General features: G+C 71.4%; 16 protein-coding genes. 9 read left to right on the forward strand and 7 right to left on the reverse strand.

The genetic code is table 11. The annotated features are described in order from the left end of the window. Positions 1-215: 215 nt before the first annotated feature. From F9278_RS12130 to F9278_RS12140, 3 genes are all read left to right on the forward strand, one after another. On the forward strand, positions 216-848 hold the full coding sequence (locus F9278_RS12130) for a response regulator transcription factor (RefSeq protein WP_152173816.1): 633 nt from the start codon (positions 216-218) through the stop codon (positions 846-848). Positions 849-1,056: 208 nt separating this feature from the next. Beyond that, positions 1,057-2,589, forward strand: coding sequence for an MFS transporter (locus F9278_RS12135; RefSeq protein ID WP_152168336.1), 1,533 nt, complete (start codon positions 1,057-1,059; stop codon positions 2,587-2,589). Positions 2,590-2,963: 374 nt separating this feature from the next. After that, positions 2,964-3,647, forward strand: a complete 684-nt coding sequence (locus tag F9278_RS12140) for a class I SAM-dependent methyltransferase (RefSeq protein ID WP_152168337.1) — start codon at positions 2,964-2,966, stop codon at positions 3,645-3,647. Between the two features lie 37 nt (positions 3,648-3,684). Here the strand turns inward: F9278_RS12140 and F9278_RS12145 are convergent, their stop codons facing one another. Next, positions 3,685-5,838 carry a restriction endonuclease gene (locus F9278_RS12145; protein ID WP_193241450.1) on the reverse strand — a complete coding sequence of 718 codons (2,154 nt, stop codon included), beginning with the start codon at positions 5,836-5,838 and terminating at the stop codon, positions 3,685-3,687. 312 nt (positions 5,839-6,150) lie between these two features. Between F9278_RS12145 and F9278_RS12150 the strand changes: the two genes are divergently transcribed. The 4 genes from F9278_RS12150 to F9278_RS12170 all read left to right on the forward strand — a co-directional run bounded on the left by F9278_RS12150 (position 6,151) and on the right by F9278_RS12170 (position 9,842). After that, entirely contained in the window at positions 6,151-7,107 is a 957-nt protein-coding gene (locus tag F9278_RS12150; protein WP_152168338.1) for an N-acetylmuramoyl-L-alanine amidase, read from the forward strand. 349 nt (positions 7,108-7,456) lie between these two features. Continuing rightward, entirely contained in the window at positions 7,457-8,293 is an 837-nt protein-coding gene (locus tag F9278_RS12160) for a DUF5336 domain-containing protein (protein WP_193241451.1), read from the forward strand. Between the two features lie 108 nt (positions 8,294-8,401). Next, positions 8,402-9,412, forward strand: a complete 1,011-nt coding sequence (locus F9278_RS12165) for an LLM class F420-dependent oxidoreductase (protein WP_152168339.1) — start codon at positions 8,402-8,404, stop codon at positions 9,410-9,412. Positions 9,413-9,554: 142 nt separating this feature from the next. Continuing rightward, a complete protein-coding gene (locus F9278_RS12170; RefSeq protein WP_152168340.1) occupies positions 9,555-9,842 on the forward strand; it encodes a hypothetical protein in 288 nt (95 codons plus the stop codon). A gap of 164 nt (positions 9,843-10,006) precedes the next feature. On the opposite strand, the gene F9278_RS12175 is transcribed toward F9278_RS12170, so the two are convergent. Genes F9278_RS12175 through F9278_RS12185 form a run of 3 tightly spaced genes read right to left on the reverse strand, consistent with a single transcriptional unit; the run spans position 10,007 to position 13,214 of the window. Then, positions 10,007-11,074 carry a prenyltransferase gene (locus tag F9278_RS12175; RefSeq protein ID WP_152168341.1) on the reverse strand — a complete coding sequence of 356 codons (1,068 nt, stop codon included), beginning with the start codon at positions 11,072-11,074 and terminating at the stop codon, positions 10,007-10,009. Next, positions 11,071-11,838 carry a class I SAM-dependent methyltransferase gene (locus tag F9278_RS12180; protein ID WP_152168342.1) on the reverse strand — a complete coding sequence of 256 codons (768 nt, stop codon included), beginning with the start codon at positions 11,836-11,838 and terminating at the stop codon, positions 11,071-11,073. Before F9278_RS12180 ends, F9278_RS12175 begins: the two co-directional genes overlap by 4 nt. Further along, positions 11,832-13,214 (reverse strand): glycosyltransferase family 4 protein, encoded by a 1,383-nt coding sequence (locus F9278_RS12185; RefSeq protein ID WP_152168343.1) that lies wholly within the window; start codon positions 13,212-13,214, stop codon positions 11,832-11,834. The genes F9278_RS12180 and F9278_RS12185 overlap by 7 nt, the downstream gene beginning before the upstream one ends. Positions 13,215-13,443: 229 nt before the next feature. Between F9278_RS12185 and F9278_RS12190 the strand changes: the two genes are divergently transcribed. Beyond that, positions 13,444-14,100 (forward strand): TetR family transcriptional regulator, encoded by a 657-nt coding sequence (locus F9278_RS12190; RefSeq protein WP_152168344.1) that lies wholly within the window; start codon positions 13,444-13,446, stop codon positions 14,098-14,100. A gap of 262 nt (positions 14,101-14,362) precedes the next feature. Here F9278_RS12190 and F9278_RS12195 read toward each other — a convergent pair whose 3' ends face one another. After that, entirely contained in the window at positions 14,363-15,229 is an 867-nt protein-coding gene (locus F9278_RS12195; RefSeq protein ID WP_152168345.1) for a tetratricopeptide repeat protein, read from the reverse strand. A 230-nt stretch (positions 15,230-15,459) separates the two neighbouring features. Here F9278_RS12195 and F9278_RS12200 point away from each other — a divergent pair, with 230 nt between their 5' ends. Then, positions 15,460-16,638 (forward strand): IS701 family transposase, encoded by a 1,179-nt coding sequence (locus tag F9278_RS12200; protein ID WP_152166950.1) that lies wholly within the window; start codon positions 15,460-15,462, stop codon positions 16,636-16,638. A gap of 142 nt (positions 16,639-16,780) precedes the next feature. Here F9278_RS12200 and F9278_RS12205 read toward each other — a convergent pair whose 3' ends face one another. Together F9278_RS12205 and F9278_RS12210 are read right to left on the reverse strand one after the other, a co-directional pair. Next, positions 16,781-17,014 carry a ferredoxin gene (locus F9278_RS12205; RefSeq protein ID WP_152168346.1) on the reverse strand — a complete coding sequence of 78 codons (234 nt, stop codon included), beginning with the start codon at positions 17,012-17,014 and terminating at the stop codon, positions 16,781-16,783. Positions 17,015-17,016: 2 nt separating this feature from the next. Continuing rightward, a complete protein-coding gene (locus F9278_RS12210) occupies positions 17,017-18,504 on the reverse strand; it encodes an aldehyde dehydrogenase (RefSeq protein ID WP_152168347.1) in 1,488 nt (495 codons plus the stop codon). Between the last annotated feature and the right edge of the window lie 156 nt (positions 18,505-18,660).

The raw sequence follows: 18,660 nt of genomic DNA on the forward strand, positions 1-18,660 counted from the left end.
GAGGAAGGGGGCCCCGTGGCGGGCGGGCGGCGGCGGCGGACGAGGCGGGCCCGCCGGCCACCGGGCTCACCCTGGTGCCGTGGTCGCTGATGGGGATGGGCGCCTTCGCGAACCTCCTCCGGGGCCGGGCCCTGGGTGCCCGGGGCCTGGGCTGCGATCCCCGCGCGCCCCCTCCCCCATCGGCGTCCCCGGCCTAACCTTGGCCCGTGAACGAGATGCCCCGGGATCACCGGCCCGCCAAGTCCATCAGGGTGCTGCTCGCCGAGGACCAGGGGATGACGCGGGGCGCGTTGGCGTTACTGCTGGGGATGGAGGCGGACATCCAGGTCGTGACGCAGGTCGGGGCGGGGGACGCGATCGTGGACGCGGCGCTGATCCATCGGCCGGATGTCGCGCTGCTGGACATCGAACTGCCCGGGATGAGCGGTCTGGACGCCGCCGCCGAGCTTCGCGACCAGGTGCCCGACTGCCGCGTACTGATCCTCACCACCTTCGGCCGGCCGGGGAATCTCCGCCGGGCCATGGACGCGGGCGCCGCCGGGTTCCTGGTGAAGGACGGGCCCGTGGAGGAGCTGGCGCGGGCCATCCGCCGGGTGCTGACCGGTGAGACCGTCGTCGACCCGGCCCTCGCCACGGCCGCGCCGAGCGCCGACCCCAACCCGCTCACCGACCGCGAACGCGACGCCCTCAACGCCTCCGCCGACGGCGCCACCGTCGCCGACATCGCCACCCGCCTCCATCTCTCCGAGTCCACCGTCCGCAACCACCTCTCCGCCGCCATCGGCAAGACCGGCACCCGCAACCTCGTGGAGGCACTACGGGAGGCCCGCCAGCGGGGGTGGCTGTAGCCGCCGCCAGTGCCACGAACCGGCTCACGTCCGAGCCTGGCCGCACAGCCTCACCGGCCCGCCGCCACCCCGCCCCTTCCCCTGACGGCTCGCCACTTCCTCATGGGCAGGTCAAGTTTTCGTTAGTCACTCGAAACAACGGAATAGTTGCCCAGGCGCACGAGGTTCAGATGGCACATACCCTCACCCGGCCAGGAGGCCACGCTCCATGACACGACCGCACACACCGCCGACCCACGACAGGTCCACCACGGGCGCCTCCGGCGCGATCGTCCCGGTGCTGGCCTTCGCGGGGATCGTGGTCGCGGTGATGCAGACCCTGCTGGTCCCGGTGATCAAGGACCTTCCGCAGCTGCTGGACACCTCCCCCAGCAACGCGACCTGGGTCCTGACCTCCACCCTCCTCTCGGGTGCCGTGGCCACCCCGATCATGGGCCGCCTCGGCGACCTCTTCGGCAAGCGACGCATGCTGCTCGCCAGCCTGTCCGTGATGGTGGTCGGCGCGCTGATCAGCGGTTTCACCAGCGCGCTCGTCCCGATGATCGTCGGCCGTACGCTCCAGGGCTTCGCCATGGGCGCGATCCCGCTGGGCATCGGCCTGATGCGGGACGAACTGCCCCGCGAACGCCTCGCCTCCGCCATGGCCCTGATGAGCTCGTCCATAGGCGTCGGCGGCGGACTCGCGCTGCCGCTCGCCGCCGCGGTCGCCCAGAACACCGACTGGCACGTCCTCTTCTTCGGCGCCGCCGCCCTCGGTGTCCTCGCCATCGTGCTGACGCTCGTCGCCGTACCGGAGACGAGGACCCGCGCGCAGGGCACCTTCGACCACCTCGGCGCGCTCGGCCTCTCCGCCGGCCTCGTCCTCTTCCTCCTGCCGATCACCAAGGGCAGCGACTGGGGCTGGACCTCCCCGGCCACGCTCGGCCTGTTCGGCGCGTCGGCCGCGGTCCTGCTGCTCTGGGGCGTTCTGGAACTGCGTATCCCCGCGCCGCTGGTGGACCTGCGCACCACCGCGCGCCGCGAGGTCCTCCTCACCAACCTCGCCTCGATCATGGTCGGCGTCTCCTTCTACGTCGTCTCCCTCGTCCTCCCGCAGCTCCTCCAGCTGCCCTCCTCCACGGGCTACGGCCTCGGGCAGTCGATGATCGTCGCGGGGCTGTGTGTGGCTCCGCTCGGTCTGACGATGATGTTCACGGCGCCCGTCTACGCCCGGATCTCCGCGAAGTACGGCCCCAAGAGCACCCTCATCCTCGGCCTGCTGATCATCGGGATCGGTTACGGGGCCGGGCTCGGGCTGATGAGCGCCGCGTGGCAGACCGTGGTGGTGTCGGTGGTGCTGGGGGCGGGGATCGGGCTCGCCTACTCCTCGCTCCCGGCGCTGATCATCGGGGCCGTCGACGCGTCCGAGACGGGGGCGGCGAACGGGCTCAACACGCTGATGCGGTCCATCGGTACGTCGGTGTCGAGCGCCGTGATCGGCATGGTGCTGGCGAACACGGCGAACCATGTCGGGGGTGTCGCGGTCCCGACCATGCACGGGTTCCGTATCTCCTTCCTCATCGCCACGGCCGCGGTCGCCGTCGGACTGCTGCTGGCCGTGTTCCTGCCCAGCCGTCGCCCCGCGCTTACGCTCCGCGCGAGCAGTGAGGGTGGGGGTGCGGGCGGGGGCGCGGGCGCGGGCGGGGGGATCGGTGAGGCGGAGGTGGTGTCCAAGGAGGACAGGGCGGCTGTCGTCCGATAGGGCGCGCGCGAGCCTTCACCCCGGCCGACCTTCGTCCTCGGCTTCGGCTTCGGCTTCGGGTCCGGGTCCGGGTCCGGGTCCGGGTCCGGGTCCGGGTCCGGGTCCGGGTCCGGGTCCGGGTCCGGTGGGGGCTGGTCGCGCAGTTCCCCGCGCCCCTCAAAGACAAAGACCAGGCCCTGCGGGCCTGGAAGGCGACGGGGCCGCGGGGTGAAAAGCATGGGGCGCAGCCCCGGCTTTTCAGGGCGCGGGGAACTGCGCGAGAAGCCCCGCCGGGCCCGCGGCCGACAGTGGACCCGGCCCACCCCACCCCCTCCCGCCGCTCACCGCATGGCAGCATGGGGCGCCCCCAGCGCGTACGACGACACGGAGGACCCATGTCCGCGGCACCGAACCCCCCGACCACCCCGGCCGCCCCCAAGCCGGAGATCCTCGGCGCGTTCGAGGCGGCGAAGGGGTTCATGCCGGTCGGTGAGGGCCTGGCCCTGTACGCCGCGGCGGTGGAGGCGGGGCGCCTGGGCCTGCCGCTGCTGGAGGTGGGCACGTACTGCGGGCGGTCGACGATCCTGCTGGCCGACGCCGCCCGGGAGGCGGGGGTCGTCGCGGTCACCGTCGACCACCACCGGGGCAGCGAGGAGCAGCAGCCGGGCTGGGAGTACCACGACGAGTCCACCGTCGACCCCGAGGTGGGCCGCATGGACACGCTCCCCACCTTCCGCCGCACCCTCCACCGCGCGGGCCTGGAGGACCACGTCGTCGCGGTCGTCGGCCGGTCCCCGCAGGTCGCCGCCTTCTGGGGCACCCCGCTCGGCCTCGTCTTCATCGACGGCGGCCACACCGACGAGCACGCCACCGCCGACTACGAGGGCTGGGCCCCGCATGTCGCCCCGGACGGTCTCCTCGTCATCCACGACGTCTTCCCGGACCCCGAGGACGAGTTCACCGGGCAGGCCCCGTACCGCGTCTACCTCCGCGCGCTCGCCTCCGGCGCCTTCACGGAGGTCTCGGCGACGGACTCCCTGCGGGTGCTACGGCGCACCGGGACCAGGACCGGGATCTGACCCTCCGAGCCTCCCCCGGGCCACCTCCGGGCCGGCGCTACGCCACCTCTATGCCGTGGTCCTGGACCAGTTCCTCCAGGCCGCCCCGGTATCCCTTGCCGCCCACGACGAAGTCCCAGTCGCCGCCCGCGCGGCGGCGGAAGGAGCCGAGGGTGAGGGCCGTTTCGCCGGTGCGGCCGTCGGAGACGTCCAGGCGGCCCTGTTCGGCGCGGGACGGGTCGAGGAGGCGGATGCCCGCGTCGGTGAAGCCGGAGAGGTCGGCGTCGGGGTTCACGGCCGGGTCGATCGCCGCCACCAGGACGAGACGGTCGGCCTCCGGGGGCAGCGCGTCGAAGTGGACCTGGATCGCGGCCTTGTCGGGCACGGTCGGCGGGACCGCTCTGACGGTGCCTTCCGGGGTCCGGGGGTTGTTGTAGAACACGAAGTGGTCGTCGCTGAGGACCCGGTTGCCGTGGCAGACGAGCGCGCAGACGTCCAGGGCGACGCCACCGGTCCAGTACATGCCGAGCACGCTGTAGTCGTCGGGGGCAGGGGTGGGGGCCGGCCCGTTCGAGGGGTCCGCAGGGGTTCGCTGCGCGGGCAGCACCACGGTGGGGTCGGTGGAGGACACGGGAGCGGGGGCGGGACTGGGGGCGGGAGCGGGGGCCTCGCCCGTGCCCAGGCGTCCCCGCAGGCCGTGCCGGTGCAGCAGGTCGACGAGTTCACGCCCCGACACCAGCTCCAGCGGTTTGCCGTTGGCGAAGGTGTGGGAGCCGGGTCCGAACTTGGACGTCGTCACGAGGACGCCCTTGTTGGCGCCGGCGTCCTGGACCGTGCCGTACAGATCGCGGACGGCGGACGGCGGGACGGTGTTGCGGTAGCGCTTGACCTGGACGACGATCTTGCCGCCCCGGATGGGGGTCGGGTCCAGGGCGTCGACGTCCACCCCGCCGTCGCCCGAGCGCTGGGTCGTGACCGCCTGCATGCCCATGGCCCGGAAGAGTTCCGCGACCAGTGACTCGAAGGCCAGGGGGTCCATCTCCAGCAGGTCGGGCTCGTCCTCGCCGCCGTGGGTGACGACGCCGTTGCCCACGTCGTCGGGGCGGCGGCCGGGGCGGACGGGGGTGCGCTGGTCCGGCCGGGCGGACAACTGGCCGCGCAGCGCGTCCGTGAGGCAGTCGACGGCGCTCACCTGCTCCAGGTGCAGGTCGGCGAAGACCGACCGGGGCACCTGGACGGTGGTCACGAAGATCTGGGCGCGGCGGCCGGTCGCCGGGTCGTGGTCGTCCACGAAGCCGTTCAGGACGACCGACTCCAGCGCGCCGAACTCGTCGGCGGCGAAGAGGTCGTGGAGGACGAGCAGGGCGCACTGAGCGAGCACGTCACGGTAGAGGGACCGCCGCTGGGTGACCGGGCGCGGGCGCTCCTTGTCCTGGTCGACGCTCGGCATGTAGACGACGGTCTTCGCCTCGGGGACGACGTCGTACCTGGGCAGTTCCCAGTCCAGGACCAGTTGGCGGGCCGCCGAGTCGTAGGCGGCGGCGACGCCCCGGGGGAAGCCCTCGGGCCAGGCGGGCGAGGCGTAGAGGGCGGCGGAGAAGTAGTCGACGGCGGCTTCCGGGTCGCCGTCGCGCAGGGCGGTCGCCATCCGCGTGAGCCCCGCGTTGTGCCGTCGGATCTCGGCCCGCTGTCCGTCCGCCCACTGCTCGTACTGCCGCTGGTACTGGGCGAGTTGATGCTGCCTCTGGGCTTCGGCGGCCTGGGCCGCGTGCCAGTCGTGCTCGAAGCGGGCGCGTGCCTCGGCCTGCGCCTGGGCGCGCCGCTGCGCGGACCAACCGCCCTGTGCCTGATAGTGGTTGGGGTCCGGCATGGGTACGGGGTGGGCGAGCGGCCCGGGGGAGAACGGCTCCAGGCGCTCGGGGCGGGTGAGGGACGCGGCCCGGAACGCCGGGGCGCGGCAGCCTGCGGCCAACAGCCCTTCCAGGGCCTCGACCTGGGCGTCCAGTTCCTCGGTGCGGCGGCGGGCCTCCGCCTCGCGCTGCTGCCGGTAGTGCGCCTGCTGCTCCCGCTGGCTGCGCGCCACCTCCCGCTGGTACGCGCGCTGTTGTCGCTCGTACTCGCGCTGCTGCCGGGCCCGTTCCTCCGACTGACGCTGCTGTTGGCGTTGTGCCTCGGCCCAGATCCCGGCCAACCCGTTGGAGCGACGACTCATGCGCTACAGGCCCTCCCACCGGAGCCCCGCCGACCGCACGGCGAAGCCCCGCCCCCACAACCAGACGTAACCGAACGACTCTATCCCGCGACGGCGTGTACGCCTACCGCTGGTCAGCGGGTGATCGTTCCCCTGGGGGTTCCGCTCGGGGTTCGATCCCCCGTTATCCGACCGCGCGTGCGTGGGGCTTCTCGCGCAGTTCCCCGCGCCCCTGAAAAGCAGGGGCCGCGCCCCATGCTTTTCACTGCGCGAAAAGCCCCACCGGGCCCGCGCCCGACAACCGCCACGGCCCCGCCCCGTAAGGTGGCGGACGTGTCGTACGTAGGCCCGGACTTCGATCCGCCCCAGCCCCGCCGTCCCGTTTTCCGTCGCCCGGCGACCGTGGCGGTGGCCGCGGTCGTGGTGGGGGCGGTGGCCGGGTGGGGGGTGTGGCAGGCCGTCGGGGATTCCGGCGGCGGGTCCGGTGGCGCGACCGGCCCGCAGACCCGGTCGGCGCCCCCTCCCCCGGCGACGGGCGAGCCGTCCACCTCCGGTGACGCCGGCAAGGGCGAGAGCGAGGAGGCCACCCCTTCCGCCTCCGCGCCCGCCGCCACCGGCCCCCTCAAGGGCAAGGTCGTCGTCATCGACCCCGGTCACAACCCCGGCAACTTCCAGCACACCACCGAGATCAACCGCAAGGTGAACATCGGGACGAACGCGAAGGAGTGCGACACGACGGGCACGACCACCAACGACGGTTATCTGGAAGCCGAGTTCACGCTGGATGTCGCCCGGCGGACGCGGACGCTCCTCGAACGGGAGGGCGCCACGGTGAAGTTCACCCAGGACGACGACCGCGACTGGGGCCCCTGCATCGACGAGCGGGCGAAGATCGGCAACGAGGCGAAGGCGGACGCGGTGGTCTCGATCCACGCGGACGGCTCCGGCGCCGGCAACCGCGGCTTCCACGTCATCCTGCCGGGCTCGGTGCACGAGGGCGCCGCCGACACCCGGCCCATCGTCGCCCCCTCCCGCGACCTCGGCGAACGCATCGCGGGCTACTTCGTCCGCGCCACCGGCAGCGCCCCCTCCAACTACGTCGGCGGCGGCACCGGCATCGTCACCCGCACCGACCTCGGCGGCCTCAACCTCTCCACCGTCCCCAAGGTGTTCATCGAGTGCGGCAACATGCGTGACAGCAAGGACGCGGCCCAGCTCACCAGCGGCCCCTGGCGCCAGAAAGCGGCCCAGGGAATCTCGGACGGCATCACGAGCTTCCTCGAAAATTGAACAACTTTCCCTTTGCGGAATGCGCGCGGCGGTCTCAATCTGTCAACAGTTCCCGCCGTGTTCATCGTGTGCGCCGCGATGCGCGATATCCATGACGCGGCACCGTTGACCAGCGGTGCCCGGCGACAGAAAGTGGCACGGGGGAACTCTGAGGAAATCGTGAGTTTCCTGCGAGGGTAGCGGGCGGGTCGTGATCATCGGGATGATCCCGGCGGACACCCACGTCGGTCGGGCGATAGGGTCGTCCGTACGATGAGGGGCCACCCCCGCGCTTCCCACCACGGCCTGACGGCGACATGGTGACGGCGACGCCTCCACCGATGACGAGACGACTGACGAAGGACCTGAAGTGAATATCCGCTCCCTCACCAGAGGCGACGGCGTCGTGATCGGAGCAGCGGTATTGCTGTTCATCGCGTCGTTCCTCGACACGTTCGACGGCTCCGGCGACGACGTACCCAATGCCTGGGACAACCTCGGCTTGGTGATGAGCATGTACGTCGGCGGCATCGTCGGTGCGGTGCTGATCGTCCTCGCCCGTGCGCTGCCGCAGCCGCCCAAGGTCATCGGCCTGGACGTCGGCCAGCTCGGGGTGGCGCTGACCATCTTCGCCGCGTGGACCTCGTTCTGGTCCATCATCGACCCGTTCGGAGCGATGGAGGAGCTCTTCGGCACCTTCGGCAGCTCGGAGCCCGACTCCGGTGCCGGCCTCATTCTCGGTCTGATCGCGTGCCTGCTCCTGGCCGTCGCCGCCATCGCCACCCCCCTCGTCCCCGCCCTCAAGGCCGCTCTGGTCGGTGCTCCGCGTCCGGCCGTGGCGCCGCAGCCGTACGGGGCGCAGCCGCCCGGTGGTTACGGGTACCCGGGCGCCGGTGCCCCGGGCCCGTTCGGTGCGGGGCAGCCGGGGCCGGGTCAACCGGGTCCGGGCGCGCCGTTCGGTGGTGGTGCTCCGCAGCAGCAGGCCGCGGCGCCGCAGCCGCCGGCCGGTGACTTCTCGCCGTTCTGGTTCGCCGTGCCGGTGGCCCGTCCGCTGTTCGCGGAGGACGGTTCGCAGTCGACGATCGCCGAACTGGCTCCGGGCACCTGGTACCTGGCGGTCGAGCAGCGCGGCCCCAACCTGGTGGCCCAGACGCAGGACGGCCGCCGCGGCGTCCTCCAGGACACCAGCGGTATCCAGCGCGGCTGATCGCCTCCCGCGTCCGTACGACCGGCCCCTCGCTCTTCCGAGCGGGGGGCCGTTGTCGTACAGTCGCCTCCGCCCGGTTCGGCTGACGCACCGTCAGGAGGCAGGCGTATGCGGCTCGGTCTGGCACTCGGCTACTGGGGGCGCGGCCCCTCGGCGGACCATGTCCCGCTGGCGCGGGAGGCGGAGCGGCTCGGCTACGACTCGGTGTGGACCGCCGAGTCCTGGGGCTCGGACGCCTTCACGCCGCTCACCTGGATCGCGGCGCGGACGTCAAGGATCAAGCTGGGTACGGCGGTCGCGCAGATGGCCGCCCGGTCGCCCACCACCACCGCGATGCACGCCCTGACCCTGGACCATCTCTCCGGCGGGCGCGTCCTGCTCGGTCTCGGGCTCTCGGGGCCACAGGTCGTCGAGGGCTGGTACGGGCGCCCGTTCCCGAGGTCCCCGCTGACCGCGACCAGGGAGTACGTCGATGTCGTACGCCAAGTCCTCGGCCGTGAGGCCCCGGTCGCGCTGGACGGACGCTTCCACCCGCTGCCGTACGACGGCCCGGACGGCACCGGCGTCGGCAAGGCGCTGAAGTCCATCACCCACCCCCTGCGCGCCGATCTGCCCGTCCTGCTCGGTGCGGAGGGGCCGAAGAACATCGCGCAGACGGCCCGGATCGCGGACGGCTGGCTGCCGTTGTACTGGTCGCCGACGCGGTCCGAGGTCTACGAGGCGTCCCTGACCGACGCGCCCGAGGGCTTCCTCGTCGCGCCCATGGCACAGGCGAAGGTCTGCGACGACATCGCCGAGGGGCTGTTGCCCGTCAAGGCCATGCTGGGGTTCTACATCGGCGGGATGGGGCACGCCAAGCGCAACTTCCACGCCGATCTCATGGCCCGGATGGGGTACGGGGAGGAGGCCCGGCACATCCAGCGGCTCTTCCTCGACGGGCGGCGCGAGGAGGCCGTACTCGCCGTGCCGGACGCCTTCGCTGACGAGATCTCGCTCGTCGGACCGCGTGAACGGATCGCGGAGCGGCTGGAGTTGTGGCGGAAGGGGCCGGTGACCGATCTACTGGTCCTCGCCCCCGATCCGCACACGCTGCGGGTGCTCGCCGAACTCAACTCCTAGGCCGGGCGTCTCCCGGTCCCAGGTGCGGACCTTGCCACGGCCTCCGAACGAGCCACGGCGACGGCGGGTTGACCGGCGGGTGTCGGCGAAGTGCCCGTCGTCCGTTCGGTTTCGAACGGGATTCACGGGCAACCCGTACGGCATGTCTCGATATAGCGGCTCCAACCAGGCGGGCCGGGTCATAGCGATCGTCGCCGACATCATGGCCTTCATCCTCGGCCTGTGGATCCTGATGTATCTGCTGGACGCCAACAGCACGAACGACTTCGTGCAGTTCGTCCATGACGCGGCCCGCTGGCTCGCCGGCTGGTCGCACGACCTGTTCACGTTCGACGAGCAGTGGGCCAGGGTGGTGGCCGGGTATGGCCTGGCGGCCGTCGTCTACCTGTTCGTGGGCCACGCCATCGCCAACCGGATGCACCGCCACTGAGCGAGCGCGGGTCCGGCGGGGGCTGGTCGCGCAGTTCCCCCCGCGCCCCTGAAAAGCAGGGGCTGCGCCCCATGCCTTTCAGGCCCGCAGGGCCTGGCTTCTAGGGGCGTGGGGAACTGCGCGAGCAACCACGAACCACCCGCACCCGACAACGCACCCTCACCTCAGCAGCACTCCGCGTCCAGCCCGCGAGGCAACCGCTCCCCTCCGAACACCGCGCACGTCGCCTCGTCGCCCCCCAGCGCCGCCACCGCCAGCAGCAGCGACCCCGCGGTCCAGGAGGTCAGCTCCTCGGGCCAGATCACCCGGTCCTCGAAGACGTAACCCGTCCAGTACAGGCCGGAGTCGGCGTCGCGGAGGTGCTGGATGGACTGGAGGATGTCCAGGGCACGGTCGGACTCGCCCATCGCCCAGAGCGCCAGGGCGAGTTCGGCCGACTCACCGCCGGTCACCCACGGGTTGGGGACCACGCAGCGGACCCCGTAGCCGGGTACGACGAACCGGTCCCACCCTTCCTCGACACGGGACTTGGCCTCGCTGCCGGTGAGCGCGCCGCCGAGCACGGGGTAGTACCAGTCCATCGAGTAGCGGTCCTTGTCGAGGAACCGCTCGGGGTGCCGGCGTATCGCGTGCCGTAGCGCGCCGACCGCCAACTCCCAGTCCGGCTGCGCCTCTTCGCGCTGCTCGGCGATGGCGAGCGCGCAGCGCAGCGCGTGGTGGATGGAGGAACTCCCGGTCAGCAGCGCGTCGTTCACGGCCGTGCCGTCGTCCTCGCGCTTCCAGCCGATCTGCCCGCCGGGCTGCTGGAGCCGCAGGACGTATTCGACGGCCGCGTACACGGCGGGCCACATGCGGTCGAGGAAGGTGTCGTCGCCGGTGGCCAGGTAGTGGTGCCAGACGCCGACGGCGATGTACGCGACGAAGTTGGTCTCGCGGCCCCGGTCGGTGACGTCGTCGGCGTCCCCGTCGGCGTACGCGGCGTACCAGGAGCCGTCCTCGTTCTGGTGGCGGCGCAGCCATGCGTAGGCGCGCTCGGCGGCCTCGTGCTCACCGGCCGCGTCCAGGGCCATGGCGGCCTCGGTGTGGTCCCACGGGTCGAGGTGGTGTCCGCGGAACCACGGGATGGCACCGTCCGCGCGCTGCACCGCGAGGATGCCCCGCACGGTGACGGCGGCCTCCTCGGCGGTGAGGACCCCGGGCAGGACCAGGTGTTCTGTCCGGGGAGTGGTCACTTGGCGTCCGCCGGGGCAGCGGCGGCGGTGGGGGCGACGGCGGCGACGGGCAGGTGCGGCTTGGTCGCGTACGCCACGAAGCTCTTGCCGATCAGCGGGTTCAGCGCCTCCTCGGCGACCCGGGTGGCCAGCGGCTTCCTCATGATGTCCCAGACCAGCAGCTTGTGGTACGCCCGCACCGGCAGCGCCTTGTCGTTGTCGACGCCGAACGCGCACTTCAGCCACCAGTACGGCGAATGCAGGGCGTGCGCGTGATGGGTGCCGTACGGCTTGAGGCCCGCCTCGCGGATCCTGGCCAGGAGTTCGTCCGCCTTGTAGATGCGGATGTGGCCGCCCTCGACCTCGTGGTAGGCGTCGGAGAGCGCCCAGCAGACCTTCTCGGGGCCGTAGCGCGGGACGGTGATCGCTATCCGGCCGCCGGGCTTCAACACCCGGACCATCTCGGCGAGTACGCCCTTGTCGTCGGGGATGTGCTCCATCACCTCGGAGATGATGACGACATCGAAGGACTCGTCGGGGAAGGGCAGCGCGAGGGCGTCGCCCTCCATGGCCGTGGCGGTGGCGCCCTCGGGGGCCTCGCCGGCCTCCTTCATCGCCGCGAACCACTTGGCGACCTCGCGGATCTCCTCGCCGTTCTGGTCGAGGGCCACGACCCGGGCGCCGCGCCGGTAGCACTCGAAGGCGTGCCGGCCCGCTCCACAGCCGAGATCCAGGACACGGTCCCCCGGGGCGAGCGGGAACCGGGAGAAATCGACGGTCAGCACGTGGCCCTGCTTTCGGAATAGTTGCTGGTGGAGGCCGCAGAGGTAGGTGTGGAGGTGTCGGCGCGGGCGATCGCCTCGCGGTAGTGCGCGACCGTGCCCTCGGCGGCGCGGGCCCAGGTGAACCGCTGGAGCACCCGCTCGCGTCCCGCCCGCCCGAGCCGTGCGCGCAGCTCCGGGTCGCCCAGCAGCCGGTTCAGCGCGGCGGCCAGGGCGCCCGGGTCGCCCGGGGGCACCGCGAGGCAGGTCTCGCCGTCGGGTCCGGCGACCTCCGGTATGGCCCCGCCGGTGGTGGCGACCAGCGGCGTACCGGTGGCCATGGCCTCGGCGGCGGGCAGCGAGAACCCCTCGTACAGCGAGGGCACACAGGCGGCCTCGGCCGAGCGGACCAGGTCGACCAGCTCGGCGTCCGAGATGCCCTTGACGAAGTCGACGGCGCCTTCGAGGCCGTACCGCTCGATCGCCGCGGCGACCGGGCCCTCGGTGGGGCGCTTGCCGACGACGACCAGATGGGCGGTGGGGTGTTCGGCGCGGGCCTTGGCGAGCGCCTCGACGAGGAAGACGAGGCCCTTGAGCGGCACGTCCGCGCTGGAGGTGGTGACGATCCGGCCCGGCACCCGGGCCACGGCCGGATTCGGCGAGAAGAGGTCGGTGTCGGCGCCGATGTGCACGACGTGCATCCGGTCGTCGCGTACGCCGAGGTGGTCGACGATCTCCTGGCGGGAGGTGCCGGAGACGGTGAGCACGGACGGCAGCCGGCGCGCGACGCGCTTCTGCATCCGGGTGAAGGCGTACCAGCGGCGGACGGACATCCGCCGCTGCCAGCCCTCGGCGGCGTCCAGCTCCAACTGCCGGTCGACGGTGATGGGGTGGTGGATGGTGGTGACGAGCGGGGCGCCCACGTTCCCCAACAGCCCGTAGCCGAGGGTCTGGTTGTCGTGGACGACGTCGAACTCGCCGCGCCGGGCGCGCAGATGGCGGCGGGCGCGGAGGGAGAAGGTCAGCGGTTCGGGGAACCCGCCGGTCCACATGGTCGCCACTTCGAGGGCGTCGACCCAGTCGCGGTACTCGCCGCGCCCCGGGGTGCGGAAGGGGTCGGGCTGCCGGTAGAGGTCGAGGCTCGGCAGTTCGGTGAGGGATATCCGGCCCGGACCGTCGCCGGGCACGGCGTCCTCGTCGAGCACGGGGTAGGGCTGGGAGCCGATCACCTCGACCCGGTGGCCGAGGCGGGCAAGCTCGCGCGAGAGGTGGCGTACGTAGACGCCCTGGCCCCCGCAGAACGGGTTCCCTTTATAGGTGAGGAGCGCGATGTCGAGCGGTCGCTCGCCGTCCGCGGCGAGGTCGTGTCGGGACCCCGCCTGACTGGCCTCAGCGGTCACTCCTGGCCCCCTTCTCACTGCGATTTCCCGTGAGATTACGACGAGACGGTAATCTAGAACAAGTTTCAGAGTTGATCGTTCAAGAGGCTCTGAATCTACCGGGTGGTAGAACCGCTGCGAGAAGTGGATCAGGTGATTCACGCCACGGCAGACGCCGCGGCGGACGCCCTGGCATGCTATTTGATCGCATACCCTCACCGACCGTCACGACCGTCACGGAACGAGACCCATGCCTGCGGAAGCCAAGGTGGAGACCAAGCCGGCGTCCAAGGTGGACGCCGGCACCGCGCGACCGGACTCGCCGCCCCTCACGGAGCGGCAGGAGGCCCGTCGGCGCCGCATCCTGCACGCGAGCGCCCAGTTGGCCAGCCGGGGCGGTTTCGACGCCGTGCAGATGCGTGAGGTCGCCGAGTCCTCCCAGGTCGCCCTGGGGACGCTGTACCGCTACTTCCCCTCCAAGATCCATCTGCTGGTCGCCACCATGCAGGCCCAGCTGGAGCACATGCACGGCACGCTCCGCAAGAAGCCCCCGACCGGCGAGACGGCCGCCGAGCGCGTCGCCGAGACCCTGATGCGGGCCTTCCGTGCCCTGCAGCGCGAGCCCCATCTCGCCGACGCCATGGTCCGCGCCCTCACCTTCGCCGACCGCGGCGTCAGCCCCGAGGTCGACCAGGTCTCCCACCAGACCACCGCGATCATCCTCGACGCGATGGGCCTGGAGAACCCGACGGCGGAGCAGCTCTCGGCGGTCCGCGTCATCGAACACACCTGGCACTCGGCCCTGATCACCTGGCTCTCCGGCCGCGCCTCGATCGCCCAGGTGAAGATCGACATCGAGACGGTGTGCCGCCTGATCGACCTGACGGCCGCGGAGCGACGGCCGTAGGGACACCGGCGACGGAAAAGACCTACGAGACGGGTTCCCTGCGCCGGTACCGCTCTTCCGGGGCAGGTGCCGAGGGTCACCGGCCGGCCCTGTCGTGCGACCTTCCGGCCTCTCAGCCCGACCGTCGACGTCGGCACCGGCGACACACAACCTCTCGCCGCTGTCGGCTACTCCGGTCGACTCCCTCACTCGTCTCGTAGGCTGCTTTCCACGATAGAACACCCATACGGGAGCACAACCCCCAAAGGGGATTTTTTACCCTCTAGCCCATGATCTCCAGGCCGCTCCAGGTCCGGCCGATCGCCTTCTCGCCCGCCCACCGGTCCAGCAGCCGCCGGGCGTCCTCCTCCGGGGCGGCCAGGGAGACGCGCTGGGCGCCGGTGCCCGGGGTGTGGCGTTCCTTGTGGAGGGTGCCCTCGCCGCAGCAGGAGCAGTGCATGGTGACGGCGCTCGCGGGCTCCGCGCCGAAGTCGTGGTCGGCGAAGAGGGCGAGCAGGGCCTCCAGGTCGGCGGGTTCGCCGGCCGCGACCGTCACCTGGAGGGTGGGCAGCTCGGACGGTTCGAAGAGGAGCAGTTCGTCGAAGACGGGGAAGGCCGTGCCGTCGAGGACGCGTTCGCCGTTGGGCTGCCCGTCGTGGAGGACGATCTCGCCGTAGCGTCGGCCGCCGGTGACCGGGACGTTCATCACGCGTCCGCGCGTCGGGCAGAGCCGCTCGATCCACACGACCTCGTGTGCGCCGTCGGTGTCCAGACGCACACAGGCATGGCCGAGGCGGGCGTCGATCTCGCCCTCGCCGTCGGGCAGCCGAACGCCGAAGCCGGCCCAGGCGTCGCGGGCGACGGCCCAGTCGCGGCGGATCGTGGCCGCGATGCCGAGGTTCCAGAACGCGGGGTCGCCCTCGCCGCGCGGGGCGCGGGCGGCGGCCTGGACGCCCAGCTCGTACGCCTTGTCCCAGTCGCGCAGGAACTTGTGGCCGAGGGCGGCGTCGTACCACCACTCCGCACTCGACGTCTCGTCCGGGAAATGGGCGAGCACCCGCTCGTAGAGGTCGGCGGCGCGCCGCCACTCCTCGGCGTCCCAGGCCGCGTACGCCTGCTCGATCAGCTCTTCGGCCTCGGACTTCCGCACTTCTTCCCCGCCCCGACTTCCTGATCGTTCCTGTGCCGACGGCAGAGCGTAAGCCCCCTGGGGTCCTTCTGATGAATCTCCGTGGGAGAAGGAGCGGCGTTCGGTGCGTGCTCTCGGCGTGCCGGGCGTCGCGACGCCACGGAGATCCATCAGAAGGACCCTAGTACTGCAACCGCATCTGGCGTGACGGATGGTCGGCGGTCTCGTTGGTATGACTGTGTGCTGATGCGCTGACGGTTGAGCAGGTCGAGTCGTGGTCCGAGGGGGTGGCCGGGCTCCATGCCCGGTTCGCCCACCGTTTCGGCAGGTCGGAGCCCCGCGAGCGGGCGCTGGACTACCTGAACGGACTCGTCGCGCCGCTGGAGAAGAAGAACGGGTGGACGCTGTCCGAGCAGGTCGGGCAGCTCCGCCCGGACGGCGTCCAGCGCCTGCTCAACCACTCCGACTGGGACGAGAACGCGGTCCGCGACGATGTGCGCGACTTCGTCGTGGAGACCATCGGAGCCAAGAACGCGGTCCTGATCTGCGACGACACCGGTTTCCTGAAGAAGGGCACCAAGTCCGCCGGAGTCCAGCGGCAGTACACAGGTACCGCCGGCCGCACGGAGAACTGCCAGATCGGGACCTTCCTGGCCTACGCCTCCGCCAGGGGGCGGGCATTGATCGACCGTGAGCTCTACATCCCCGTTTCCTGGACGGATGACCGTGAGCGCTGCCGCGCAGCCGGGATCGACGACGAGATCCCCTTCGCGACCAAGAATGAGCACTGCAAGTGGATGCTGCAACGTGCCGTCGACGCAGGCATCCCGTTCGCGTGGGTCACCGCTGACGAGGCATACGGGCAGGTCAAGCACCTGCGGGTATGGCTGGAGGAACGCAGGATCGCGCACGTACTGGCCACCAAGGTCAACGACACCGTGACCACGGCGGACGGCGGCGACGCCAGGGTGGACCAGTTGGTCGCCGCCCTGCCCAGGCAAGCGTGGAAGCGGGTTTCCGGGGGCCAGGGCGCGCACGGCGAACGGATCTACGACTGGGCCCGCGTCGCCATCCGCCCGTACTGGGAGAACGGCTTCGGGCACTGGGTTCTGGCCCGCCGCAGCATCAGCGACCCCACCGAGATCGCCTACTACGTCTGCTACGGATCGGTGGCCTCCCGGCTGAAAGACCTGGTCAAGGTAGCCGCCGCGAGGTGGGCGGTGGAGGAGTGCTTCCAGACCGCCAAGGGCGAGTGCGGCCTGGACCACTACCAGGTGAGGCTCTACCGGGCCTGGTACCGCCACATCACCCTGGCCATGGCCGCCCTCGCCTACCTGACCGCCGTCCGCGCCGCAGAAGCCGCAAAAGGGGCGGAGCGGACGACGAGCAAGACCTCATACCCCTCAGCGTCCCGGAGATCCGCCGACTGATCGGCCACATCATCGTCACGCCCCGCCACCACAGCAACGACCATCATCTGCACTGGTCACGCTTCCGACGACGCAGCCAGGCCCGTGCCCGCCGCTCCCACTACAAACGCCGAGGCCACAACCCGCAGATGCGGTTGCAGTACTAGTCCTCCGGCGGGAACACCGGCTCCCCGCTCCCGAGCAGGGCGATCGAGATGGCCTCCACGGGGCAGCCCTCGGCCGCCTTCAGGATGCGTTCGCCGGCGTCGGGCTCGGGGTCGACGGGGTGGGACTGCATGGCGGAGTCGAGGCGGAAGGAGTCCGGTGCGAGGTGGGTGCACTGGGCGGAGCCGATGCAGAGGGAACGGTCGACCTCCAGGTGCCAGCGGTCGCCCATAACTACGCCTCCCCCGCCTCCCCGGCGGCGGCCGGGGGCTCGTATCCGGCCGGGAGGTGGATCATCTTGTGCTCCAGGTACTCGCCGTAGCCCTCGGGGCCGAACTCGCGCCCGAGGCCGGAGTTCTTGTAGCCGCCGAACGGACCGAGCATGTCGAGGCTGAAGGTGTTGACGGAGTAGGTGCCGGTGCGGACCCGGCGGGCGATGTCGATGCCGCGTTCGTCGTCGGCGGTCCAGACGCTGCCGCTGAGGCCGTATTCGGAGTCGTTCGCGATGCGTACGGCCTCGTCCTCGTCGCCGTACGGGAGGAGGCAGATCACCGGGCCGAAGATCTCCTCGCGGGCGATGCGCATGGAGTTGTCGACGTCGCCGAAGAGGGTCGGTTCGACGTACCAGCCGTGCTCCAGGCCGGCCGGACGGCCGCCGCCGGTGAGGATCTTGGCGCCCTCCTCCTGGCCGATGCGGATGTAGTCGAGGCTGCGGCGCTGCTGGCGGGCGGCGACGAGGGGGCCGAGTTCGGTGGCCGGGTCGAGGGGGTCGCCGATCTTCAGCGCGGAGGCGTAGGCGGCGAAGGCCTCGGCGAACTCGTCGTAGCGGGAGCGCGGGACGAGGATGCGGGTCTGGGCCACGCACGCCTGGCCGTTGATCATCCAGGCGAAGGGGGCGATGCCCGCCACGGCGGTCGCCGCGTCCGCGTCCGGGAGGATCACGGCGGCCGATTTGCCGCCCAACTCCAGTGTGACGCGGGTGAGATGGCGGGCGGCGACCTCCATGACCCGCTTGCCCGCGGCGACCGAGCCGGTGAAGGAGACCTTGTCGACGCCCGGGTGACCGACCAGGTACTCGCTGACCTCCCGGTCGGCGGGCAGGACGGACAGCACGCCCTCGGGCAGTCCGGCCTCGGCGGCGATCTCCGCCAACAGGTAGGCGTCCAGCGGGGTTTCGGGCGACACCTTCAGGACGACCGGGCAGCCGGCGAGAAGGGCGGGGGCGAGTTTGGCGGCGGCGGTGAACTGCGGGACGTTCCAGGGGACCACGGCCGCGACCACCCCGACCGGCTCGCGGCGCACCAGGATCTTGCCGAGGACGCCGTCCCGCCGCTCCTCGTAGGTGAATCCGCGCGCCGTCGTGATCGCCGCGTCCCACACCATCATCGAGGCGAGCGCCTGCACCATCACGCTGGAGGTGTACGGGGTGCCGTTCTCGGAACTGATGATCCGGGCGAACTCCTCGTACCGCAGGGCGAAGGCGTCCTTGATCCGGGTGACGATCGCGATCCGCTCGTCGAGGGTCGTGTGGGGCCAGGGGCCGTGGTCGAAGGCGTGGCGCGCGGCGGCCACGGCGCGGTCGACGTCCGCGCGCGAGGCGTGCGGGACGCGGCCGATGACCTCCTCCGAGTGCGGCGAGACCACCTCGATGACGTCCGTGCCCAGGGGGTCGGTCAGCTCCCCGCCGATGAACAGCTGTCCGTGTTCCACGAGTTCGGTCATGGCCGTTGCCTCCCGGAGCCACTTCTCTGACATACCGTCAGTTTCGAATAGGGAACTGATACCAGTTCCAGTGGAAGGAGTCCATGTCGTGCGCCGATCGACGGCCGCGCGCGGACCGTCTCGCACCCATCCCTGGTGAAACTCGTTCTAGTTATA

Origin of the sequence: Streptomyces phaeolivaceus (assembly GCF_009184865.1) — a bacterium.
GTDB classification, from domain to species: domain Bacteria; phylum Actinomycetota; class Actinomycetes; order Streptomycetales; family Streptomycetaceae; genus Streptomyces; species Streptomyces phaeolivaceus.

Bases quoted from the DNA above. Each gene is read 5' to 3' on its own strand.
- F9278_RS12130 (WP_152173816.1), top strand. From the start codon at position 216: ATGCCCCGGGATCACCGGCCCGCCAAGTCCATCAGGGTGCTGCTCGCC.
- F9278_RS12135 (WP_152168336.1), top strand. From the start codon at position 1,057: ATGACACGACCGCACACACCGCCGACCCACGACAGGTCCACCACGGGC.
- F9278_RS12140 (WP_152168337.1), top strand. From the start codon at position 2,964: ATGTCCGCGGCACCGAACCCCCCGACCACCCCGGCCGCCCCCAAGCCG.
- F9278_RS12145 (WP_193241450.1), bottom strand. From the start codon at position 5,838: ATGAGTCGTCGCTCCAACGGGTTGGCCGGGATCTGGGCCGAGGCACAA.
- F9278_RS12165 (WP_152168339.1), top strand. From the start codon at position 8,402: ATGCGGCTCGGTCTGGCACTCGGCTACTGGGGGCGCGGCCCCTCGGCG.
- F9278_RS12170 (WP_152168340.1), top strand. From the start codon at position 9,555: ATGTCTCGATATAGCGGCTCCAACCAGGCGGGCCGGGTCATAGCGATC.
- F9278_RS12190 (WP_152168344.1), top strand. From the start codon at position 13,444: ATGCCTGCGGAAGCCAAGGTGGAGACCAAGCCGGCGTCCAAGGTGGAC.
- F9278_RS12205 (WP_152168346.1), bottom strand. From the start codon at position 17,014: ATGGGCGACCGCTGGCACCTGGAGGTCGACCGTTCCCTCTGCATCGGC.
- F9278_RS12210 (WP_152168347.1), bottom strand. From the start codon at position 18,504: ATGACCGAACTCGTGGAACACGGACAGCTGTTCATCGGCGGGGAGCTG.